Source organism: Ideonella sp. P3_A4 (assembly GCF_056403075.1).
Genome location: NZ_JBFUGE010000231.1, coordinates 1 through 9,238, shown reverse-complemented (window position 1 = coordinate 9,238; position 9,238 = coordinate 1). Strand labels below are relative to the sequence as shown.

The window sequence follows — 9,238 nt, the reverse complement described above, 5'->3', positions numbered from 1 at the left end:
ACCCAGTGATGCCCCAGACACGAGGTCTGGACGGAACTTTCGGCGCCGGGCCACGCCCTGACGCCACAGCAACGGAGAGATGAAGATGCCTGCAATTACCGCCAGCATGGTTGCCGAACTGCGCGCCAAGACCGACGCGCCGATGATGGAGTGCAAGAAGGCGCTGACCGAGGCCGACGGCGACGCGGAACGCGCTGAAGAAATCCTGCGTGTCAAGCTGGGCAGCAAGGCTGGCAAGGCCGCTTCGCGCGTGACCGCCGAAGGCGTGATCAGCGCTGCGGTGGCCGGCAACACCGGCGCGCTGCTGGAAGTCAACTGCGAAACCGACTTCGTGACGAAGAACGACTCGTTCCTGGCGTTCGCCAAGGCGTGCGCGCAGCTGATCACCGACCACAACCCGACTGACGCCGCCGCGCTGTCGGCGCTGCCGCTGTCGCAAGACGGTTTCGGCCCGACGGTCGAAGACGTTCGCAAGGGCCTGATCGGCAAGATCGGCGAGAACATGGCCATCCGCCGCTTCAGGCGTTACGCCGACGGCGGCAAGCTCGCCAGCTACCTGCACGGCACGCGCATCGGCGTCGTCGTCCAGTACGACGGTGACGACGTGGCCGCCAAGGACGTGGCAATGCACGTGGCGGYGATGAAGCCGGCCGCGCTGTCGTCGGCCGAAGTGCCGGTCGAGCTGGTCGAGAAGGAACGCAAGATCGCCGCCGAGAAGGCTGCCGAATCGGGCAAGCCGGCCGAGATCGTCGCCAAGATGGTCGAAGGTTCGGTGCAGAAGTTCCTGAAGGAAGTCTCGCTGCTCGACCAGGTCTTCGTGAAGGCCGCCGATGGCAAGCAGACCGTCGCTCAGATGCTGAAGGAAAAGGCCACCACGGTGAAGAGTTTCACCCTGTACGTGGTCGGCGAAGGCATCGAGAAGAAGGTCGACGACTTCGCTGCTGAAGTGGCTGCCCAAGTGGCTGCCGCCAAGGGCCAGTAAAGACCTGCAAAGCCCGCTTCGAGTGGGCTCGAGCGGCGGCTTGTGATCCAGGCCGCCGCGTACACTTCCAGCCGATCCAAGAGATCGTGCCCTGACTGACACACACTTCGCCTCTTGGGAGAGCCTTGCATGCCGGCGTACCGACGCATCCTGCTGAAATTGTCCGGTGAGGCCCTGATGGGTGACGACGCCTATGGCATCAACCGGGCCACCATCGTGCGCATGGTGCGTGAGGTGCAGGAGGTGACGTTGATGGGCTGCGAAGTCGCCGTGGTGATCGGCGGTGGCAACATCTTCCGCGGCGTGGCCGGCGGCTCGGTCGGCATGGACCGTGCGACCGCTGACTACATGGGCATGCTGGCCACCGTGATGAACGCGCTGGCCCTGGCCGACACGATGCGCCAGGAAGGCATGACGGCCCGCGTGATGTCGGCCATCAGCATCGAACAGGTGGTCGAGCCTTACGTGCGGCCCAAGGCGCTGCAGTACCTCGAAGAGGGCAAGGTTGTTGTCTTCGCCGCCGGCACCGGCAACCCGTTCTTCACCACCGACACCGCCGCCGCGCTGCGTGGGGCCGAGATCGGCGCGCAGATCGTGCTGAAGGCGACCAAGGTCGACGGCGTCTACACCGCCGACCCGAAGAAGGATCCCCAAGCCACCCGCTACACGAACATCACGTTCGACGAAGCCATTGCAAAAAACCTGCAGGTGATGGACGCGACCGCGTTCGCGTTGTGCCGCGACCAGAAGCTGCCGATCAAGGTGTTTTCGATCTTCAAGCCCGGCGCGCTGAAGCGCGTGGTGCAGGGTGAAGACGAGGGCACCCTGGTGCATGTCTGAGGAGAGTCGACCATGACAATTGCCGATATCAAGAAGACCGCCGAAACCAAGATGGCCAAGTCCATCGAGGCGCTGAAGAGCGACCTGCAGAAGGTACGCACCGGCCGCGCCCACCCGGGCATCCTGGACCAGGTGCACGTGGACTACTACGGCTCGATGGTGCCCATCAGCCAGGTCGCCAACGTCAGCCTGCTCGACGCCCGCACGATCAGTGTGCAGGCCTGGGAAAAGGGCATGTCGGGCAAGATCGAAAAGGCCATCCGCGAGTCGGACCTGGGCCTGAACCCGTCGGCGCAGGGCGACCTGCTGCGCGTGCCGATGCCGGCGCTGACCGAAGAGCGCCGCAAGGAGCTGACCAAGGTCGTGCGCCACGAAGGCGAGAACACCAAGGTGGCCGTGCGCAACCTGCGCCGCGATGCCAACGAGCACCTGAAGAAGCTGCTCAAGGACAAGGATATTTCCGAAGACGACGAGCGTCGTGCACAGGACGACGTGCAGAAGCTCACCGACCGCACTGTCAGCGAAATCGACAGGCTGGTCCAAGCGAAGGAAGCCGACGTCTTGGCGGTTTGAGCCTGATGGCCACACCGTCCCAGGCGGCCGCCGGCCGCGACCCCGCCGTGCCGCGCCATGTCGCCATCGTGATGGACGGCAATGGCCGCTGGGCCAAGCGCCGCTTCATGCCGCGCGTGTTCGGCCACAAGTTCGGCATGGAAACCGTGGTGCGCGTGATCGACGATTGCGCGCGCCGCGGCATTGAATACCTGACCGTCTACGCCTTCTCGTCCGAGAACTGGAAGCGCCCCGACGAAGAGGTGTCCGGCCTGATGAACCTGGTGCTGGTGGGGGTCTCGAGGTACCTCAAGCGGCTGGCCAAGGACGGCATCCGTATCAAGGTGATGGGCGACCGCTCGGCCGTGTCCGAGAAGGTTCGCCAGGCTTGGAACGAAGCCGAGGAACTGACCAAGGACAACCCCGGTCTCACGCTGACCGTGGCCTTCAACTATGGCGGCCGGTGGGACATCGTCCAGGCCTGCAAGCGCGCCTTGGCCAACGGTGTCGAGCCGGAAGCCCTCACCGAGGATTCCTTGAGCCGCTACATGGCCCTGGCCCATGCGCCAGACCCCGACCTGTTCATCCGCACCGGCGGCGAAGTGCGCATCAGCAACTTCCTGCTGTGGCAGCTGGCCTACGCCGAGTTCTACTTCACCGACTGTCTCTGGCCCGACTTCGACGCGGCCGAGATGGACAAGGCCATCGCTGCTTTCGCAGGTCGCGAGCGTCGCTTCGGCGGCGTGCCGGCCGCAGCTCCCCTCAACGAGGCCTCTTCGGCCTGACCCCACGATGCTGCTGCAACGGGTGATCACGGCGCTGGTGTTGTTGGCGCTGCTGCTGCCGGCCTTGCTGGCCGACAGCCTGCTGCCTTTTGCTGCGCTGACGTTGCTGATGATCGGCGCCGCCGGCTGGGAATGGGGCCGGCTGAACAGCCTGGGCATGGCTGGCGCGGTGGCCATGGGGGCTGCGGTCGCCTTGACCTGTGGCGCAGCCTGGTGGATGGGTTGGGCGATTGCTGCGCCGACCATCGTCTGGTGGGTGGCTTTGGTTGGCTGGGCGATTGGCGGCGGCCTCGCGCTGCGCGCCGGCCCCAAGGCTTGGCCGCAGCTGCCGCAGGCCGCGCGGCTGGTGCTGGGCTGGCTGATGCTGTCGGTGGCCTGGCTGGCGCTGGCAGCGGCCAAGCAGCGGGGCCTGGGCTTCATCCTCTCTGCAATGTGCATCGTCTGGGCGGCAGACATCGCGGCCTACTTCGGCGGGCGCACGTTCGGCCGTCGCAAGCTGGCGCCATCGATCAGCCCCGGCAAGAGCTGGGAAGGCGTCTGGTCCGGCATGGTCGGCGTGGGCCTGCTGGCCTGGGGCTGGATGGCCGCCGAGAAGGTGTGGCCGATTGCGGGGCCGAGTGTGTTCTCGACGCTGCTGGCGCAGCGTGGTCTGGTGTTGTTCGCCCTGGGCCTGATCGTGCTGTGCGGTTTGAGCGTGGTTGGCGACTTGGTGGAATCGATGGCCAAGCGGGCCGCGGGGGCCAAGGACTCCAGCCGCCTGCTGCCCGGCCACGGTGGTGTGCTCGACCGGATCGACGCCTTGCTGCCGGTCCTGCCCGCGGTGATGGCGCTGACCGCCGTCTGACCGGACTCTTCACGATTGATTGAAACGGTAGTAATGCGACAGCGCTTGTGCGTTCTGGGTTCGACCGGCTCGGTGGGGAGCAACACGCTCGACGTGGTGAGCCGCCATCCCGAACGATTCGAGGTTGTCGCACTGACGGGCCATCAGCGCGTGGATGAACTGCTGGCGCAGTGCCTGCAATGGAAGCCGCGTTTCGCCGCGATGAGCCAGCCCGCTGCCGCCAAGCAGCTGCGCGGACGTTTGCGCGAAGCCGGCGCCAGCACCGAGGTGCTCGACGGGCCGGATGCCTTGGTGCAACTGGCCGCGCACCCGGATGTCGACACGGTGATGGCGGCGATCGTCGGTGCTGCCGGCTTGCCGCCTTGCATGGCCGCGGCGCGCGCCGGCAAGCGCCTGCTGCTGGCCAACAAGGAAGCGCTGGTCGTCGGTGGCGCCCAGTTCATGGCCGCGGTGGTCGAAGGCGGCGCGACGCTGCTGCCGATCGACAGCGAGCATTCGGCGATCTTCCAGTGCCTGCCCGAAGACCGCACGCAATGGAAGCAGCGCATCGACCACATCGTGCTGACCGCGTCGGGCGGGCCGTTCCGCCAGCGCGACCCGGCCTCGTTGGCCGGCGTGACGCCTGAAGAGGCCTGCGCTCACCCTAACTGGGTGATGGGCCGCAAGATCTCGGTCGACTCGGCCACGATGATGAACAAGGCGCTCGAGGTGATCGAGGCGCGTTGGCTGTTCGACCTGACGCCCGAGCAGGTGAAGGTGGTGATCCACCCGCAGAGCATCATCCACTCGATGGTCGTGTGCCGTGACCAGTCGGTACTGGCGCAACTGGGCACACCCGACATGCGGGTGCCGATTGCCTACGGCCTGGCGTTCCCGGAGCGCATCGAGTCGGGTGCCGAGGCGCTCGACTTCCTGTCGCTCGGCGCATTGACCTTCGAGCCGCCCGAGCGTGCGCGCTTCCCGGGCTTGTTCCTCGCGTGGGACGCGCTGCACGGTCCGCATGGCAGCACGGCAGTGCTCAATGCGGCCAACGAAGAGGCGGTCGCTGCCTTCCTGGATCGCCGCATCGGCTTCGACGCGATCCACCGCATCAATGCCGACACGCTCGAGGCCTTGCCATCGCGTTTGACCCTCGATGCACCGATCGAAGACCTGCTGGACCTGGACCGCCAGGCCCGCGACTGTGCCCGACAACGGGTGCAGGCCCTGCAGCGCTGAAGGCCGTTGACGATGAACATGGTGCTTGGCTTTCTGCTCACGCTCGGCATCTTGATCGTCGTGCATGAGTACGGCCACTACAAGGTGGCGCGCTGGTGCGGCGTCAAGGTGCTGCGCTTCTCGATCGGCTTCGGCAAGGTCATCTGGCGCCGCCAGGCCCACCCCGACGCCACCGAGTTCACCATTTCAGCCATCCCGCTCGGCGGTTATGTGCGCATGCTGGGACACGGGGAGCCGTACCCGCCTGAGCAGGCACGCGAAGCGTTCGACGCCCAGCCGCTGCGCCGGCGCGCCGCTGTCATTGCGGCCGGCCCGGTTGCCAACCTCGCGTTGGCGGTGCTGCTGTATGCCGGGGCCAACTGGCTGGGCAGCGACGAGGTGATGGCCATCGTGGCGACGCCGCCGGCGCGCACCCTGGCGGCCGAGGCAGGGCTGGCCGCCGGTGACTGGGTACAGGCCAGTGCCACCCAGGCCGGTGAGTGGGAAGACCTCGCCTCGATGAGCGACCTGCTGCGGCAGGTGACTCAGGCGGCACTGCAGGCAGAAGACCTGCAGCTGCAGGTCAGCGACTCGGAGGGCAACCACCGCCGGCAACTGACCTTGCGCTTGTCGACCCTGGCCGGCCAGGAGATCGATGCGAGCACCTTCCAGCGCATTGGCGTTGGCGTGCCTTTCCGTCCACCGGTGATGGGCCGGCCCATCGCGGGAGGCCCGGCCGAAAAGGCGGACGTGCGTGCCGGCGACCTGGTGCTGAGCATCGATGGCGCACCGGTGGTTGATGCGCAGGGCCTGATCGACCGCATTCGTGCTCACCCGACCGGCGACGTGTTGCCGATGCGCTGGCTGGTCGAGCGCAGCGGTCAGCGGGTCGAGCTCGATGTCTCTTCTCGCGCAGTGACCGAAGACGGCAAGACCTTCGGGCGCATCGATGCGCCCACTGGTGGCCCCGCGCGCTTGGCCAACGTCCGCTACGGTTTTGTGGACGGCTTGGTCCGTGGTGCCCAGCGCACCTGGACGATGGCCGGCATGAGCCTGAAGATGCTGGGCCGCATGCTGATCGGGCAGGCTTCGCTGCGCAACCTCAGCGGGCCGTTGACGATTGCAGACTACGCCGGCCAGTCGATCCAGCACGGCCTGAGCGACTACCTCGAGTTCCTCGCGATGGTCAGCGTCAGCCTCGGCGTATTGAACTTGCTGCCGCTGCCGATGCTCGATGGTGGGCACCTGATGTATTATCTTTTCGAGGGCGTGACCGGTCGACCGGTCTCGGATCTGTGGCTCAAGTGGCTGCAGCGCAGTGGGGCCTTCGTACTCCTGCTGATGATGACCATCGCCCTCTCCAACGACGTGGCCCGCATCCTGGGCCTGCAGTGACACCCTCCCGATGCCATTTCCCTTTGCCTTGACCTCGCTGCGTCCGGTTCCTGCGTACGTGGCCCTGCTGGCTGCTGCCACGGTCGCGACTTCCGCTCGGGCCGTTGAACCCTTCCAGATCAGCGACATCCGTATCGAAGGCCTGCAGCGGGGTGACCCCGGCAGTGTCTTCGGTGCATTGCCGTTCCGTATCGGCGACGAATACAACGACGACAAGGGTGCCGCCGCGCTGCGTGCGCTGTTTGCCACTGGCCTGTTCAAGGACGTGCGCATCGACATCGAGGGCCAGGTGGTCGTCATCGTCGTTGAAGAACGTGCCGTGATCGCCTCGGTGAACTTCATCGGTTTGCGTGAGTTCGACAAGGACACGCTGGCCAAGGCGCTGAAGGAGAACGGCATCTCCGAAGGCCAGCCTTACGACAAGGCGGTGATCGACCGCGCCGAGCAGGAAGTCAAGCGCCAGTACCTGACGCGCAGCCTGTACGGTGCCGAGGTGGTGACCACCGCCACGCCGATCGAGCGCAACCGCGTCAACATCACCTTCACGGTGGTCGAAGGCGACGTCGCGAAGATCAAGGACATCCACATCGAGGGTGCCAAGGCCTTCAGCGAGTCGACGCTGCTGGACYTGATGGACCTGACCACCGGTGGCTGGCTGAGCTGGTACACCAAGTCGGACCGTTACTCGCGCGCCAAGCTGAACGCCGACCTGGAAAAGATCCGCGCCTATTACCTGAACAAGGGCTACCTCGAGTTCGACGTCAAGACGACCCAGGTCACGATCTCGCCGGACAAGCAAGAGATCAGCATCACCATCGGCATCGAAGAAGGCCAGCCCTACACGGTGGCCGGCGTGAAGCTCGAGGGTGAGTACCTGGGCCGCGAAGAAGACTTCAAGAAGCGCGTGGTGATCAGCCCGGGCGAGCCTTACCGCGGTGATGAGGTGACGGCGACGACGCGCGCCTTCTCAGACCTCTACGGCACCTACGGCTACGCCTTCGCCCGGATCGAGCCGCGGCAGGACATCGATCGCAAGACCGGCCAGGTGGTGATCGTGCTGCAGGGCAGCCCCGGCGTGCGCGTGAACGTGCGCCGCGTCAACATCGCCGGCAACGCCATCACCCGCGACGAAGTGCTGCGGCGCGAATTCCGCCAGTTCGAGTCGGCCTGGTACGACGGCGCGAAGATCAAGCTCTCGCGAGACCGCGTCGAACGCCTGGGCTACTTCGAAGACGTGACCGTCGACACCCAGGAAGTGCCCGGTTCGCCCGACCAGGTCGACCTGGTGCTGAACGTGAAAGAGAAGCAGACCGGCAGCTTGCAGCTGGCGGCCGGCTACTCGACCGCGGGCCTGTCGTTCTCCGGCTCGATCAAGAAGGAAAACGTCTTCGGCACCGGCAACTACCTGGGCCTGGAAGTCAACACCAGCAAGCTCAGCCGCAACCTGGTGGTCAGCACGGTCGACCCGTACTTCACCGACGACGGTGTCTCGCGGGCGCTGGACGTCTACTACCGCACCTCCAAGCCGCTGAACAGCCAGGGCGATGCCTACCAGCTGGCCACGCCGGGCGCGTCGGTGCGGTTCGGTGTGCCGTTCACCGAATACGACACGGTCTTCTTCGGCGTCGGCCTGGAGCAGACCATCATCGGCACGTCGGCCGGCGTGCCGAACAGCTACTTCACCTTCGTCGAGAACTTCGGCAACCACGCCCTGAGCGTGCCGTTGACGGTGGGCTGGGCGCGTGAGGAGCGTGACAACCCGCTGGTCCCGACCAAGGGCCGCTACCAGCGCGTCAACCTGGACTTCTCGATCGCCGGCGACGTGCACTACGCCCGCCTGAACGCCCAGTACCAGCAGTACTTCTCGGTCACCAACAAGCTGACGCTGGGCATCAACGGTGAAGTCGGCGCAGGCTACGGCCTGGGCGGCAAGCCGTACCCGCTGTTCAAGAACTTCTACGGCGGCGGCTTGGGCTCGGTGCGCGTGTTCGAGCAAGGCTCGTTCGGTGGTGTCGACATCACCGGCGCCTACGACGGCGGTGCGAAGAAGCTGAACCTGAACTCCGAGCTTTACCTGCCGGTGCCGGGCTCAGGCAACGACAAGTCGCTGCGCATCTTCCTGTTTGCCGACGCCGGCAACGTCTGGCGCGACCACGATGGGCCGGTGAATGAGCGCGACCGCGACCGCGGCCAGACCGGCACCTTGAGCGACCTGCGCGTCTCCGCCGGCCTGGGCCTGAGCTGGATTTCGCCGGTCGGCCCGCTCAAGCTGAGCTACGGCACCCCCTTGCGCGCCTTTACAGGCGATAAAATCCAACGTTTCCAGTTTCAAGTCGGAACGGCCTTTTGATGATCATGTCGCTTAGCAAAACCCTTGTCGCTGCGGCGGCCCTGACTCTGGCTGCTGGCATTCATGCCCAGGAGCTGAAGATCGGCTACGTCAACAGCGAGCGCGTTCTGCGCGAAGCTGCACCGGCCAAGGCTGCCCAAGCCAAGTTGGAAGCCGAATTCAAGAAGCGCGAGACCGAGCTGGCCGACCAGGGCAACCGCTTGCGCGGCGCGATGGAGAAGCTCGAGAAGGAAGGCCCGACGCTGCCCGAATCCGAGCGCACCCGTCGCCAGCGTGACCTGGCCGACCAGGAC

Annotated in this window: 9 protein-coding genes; all 9 read left to right on the top strand. The window is 65.8% G+C overall.

The window, feature by feature from the left end:
• Window positions 1-85 precede the first annotated feature (85 nt).
• The gene (gene tsf / locus AC1DYI_RS19250) at window positions 86-982 is read left to right on the top strand and encodes a translation elongation factor Ts (protein WP_477205738.1); all 897 of its coding nucleotides are present in this window, start codon (window positions 86-88) and stop codon (window positions 980-982) included.
• Between the two features lie 129 nt (window positions 983-1,111).
• A complete protein-coding gene (pyrH, locus tag AC1DYI_RS19245; RefSeq protein WP_477205737.1) occupies window positions 1,112-1,822 on the top strand; it encodes a UMP kinase in 711 nt (236 codons plus the stop codon).
• Window positions 1,823-1,834: 12 nt separating this feature from the next.
• The gene (gene frr / locus AC1DYI_RS19240) at window positions 1,835-2,395 is read left to right on the top strand and encodes a ribosome recycling factor (RefSeq protein WP_477205736.1); all 561 of its coding nucleotides are present in this window, start codon (window positions 1,835-1,837) and stop codon (window positions 2,393-2,395) included.
• 5 nt (window positions 2,396-2,400) lie between these two features.
• Window positions 2,401-3,159: an isoprenyl transferase gene (locus tag AC1DYI_RS19235; RefSeq protein WP_477205735.1), complete on the top strand. Its 759-nt coding sequence runs from the start codon at window positions 2,401-2,403 to the stop codon at window positions 3,157-3,159.
• A 7-nt stretch (window positions 3,160-3,166) separates the two neighbouring features.
• Window positions 3,167-4,003 carry a phosphatidate cytidylyltransferase gene (locus AC1DYI_RS19230; protein ID WP_477205734.1) on the top strand — a complete coding sequence of 279 codons (837 nt, stop codon included), beginning with the start codon at window positions 3,167-3,169 and terminating at the stop codon, window positions 4,001-4,003.
• A gap of 33 nt (window positions 4,004-4,036) precedes the next feature.
• Entirely contained in the window at window positions 4,037-5,221 is a 1,185-nt protein-coding gene (ispC, locus tag AC1DYI_RS19225) for a 1-deoxy-D-xylulose-5-phosphate reductoisomerase (RefSeq protein ID WP_477205733.1), read from the top strand.
• A gap of 12 nt (window positions 5,222-5,233) precedes the next feature.
• On the top strand, window positions 5,234-6,595 hold the full coding sequence (gene rseP, locus AC1DYI_RS19220) for an RIP metalloprotease RseP (RefSeq protein ID WP_477205732.1): 1,362 nt from the start codon (window positions 5,234-5,236) through the stop codon (window positions 6,593-6,595).
• A gap of 10 nt (window positions 6,596-6,605) precedes the next feature.
• Entirely contained in the window at window positions 6,606-8,945 is a 2,340-nt protein-coding gene (bamA, locus tag AC1DYI_RS19215; protein WP_477205731.1) for an outer membrane protein assembly factor BamA, read from the top strand.
• A 5-nt stretch (window positions 8,946-8,950) separates the two neighbouring features.
• Window positions 8,951-9,238, top strand: a 288-nt coding sequence (locus tag AC1DYI_RS19210; protein ID WP_477205739.1) for an OmpH/Skp family outer membrane protein, incomplete at its 3' end; no start/stop codon positions are given.

Bases quoted from the DNA above. Each gene is read 5' to 3' on its own strand.
- AC1DYI_RS19235 (WP_477205735.1), top strand. From the start codon at position 2,401: ATGGCCACACCGTCCCAGGCGGCCGCCGGCCGCGACCCCGCCGTGCCG.
- pyrH (WP_477205737.1), top strand. From the start codon at position 1,112: ATGCCGGCGTACCGACGCATCCTGCTGAAATTGTCCGGTGAGGCCCTG.
- rseP (WP_477205732.1), top strand. From the start codon at position 5,234: ATGAACATGGTGCTTGGCTTTCTGCTCACGCTCGGCATCTTGATCGTC.
- AC1DYI_RS19230 (WP_477205734.1), top strand. From the start codon at position 3,167: ATGCTGCTGCAACGGGTGATCACGGCGCTGGTGTTGTTGGCGCTGCTG.
- frr (WP_477205736.1), top strand. From the start codon at position 1,835: ATGACAATTGCCGATATCAAGAAGACCGCCGAAACCAAGATGGCCAAG.
- ispC (WP_477205733.1), top strand. From the start codon at position 4,037: ATGCGACAGCGCTTGTGCGTTCTGGGTTCGACCGGCTCGGTGGGGAGC.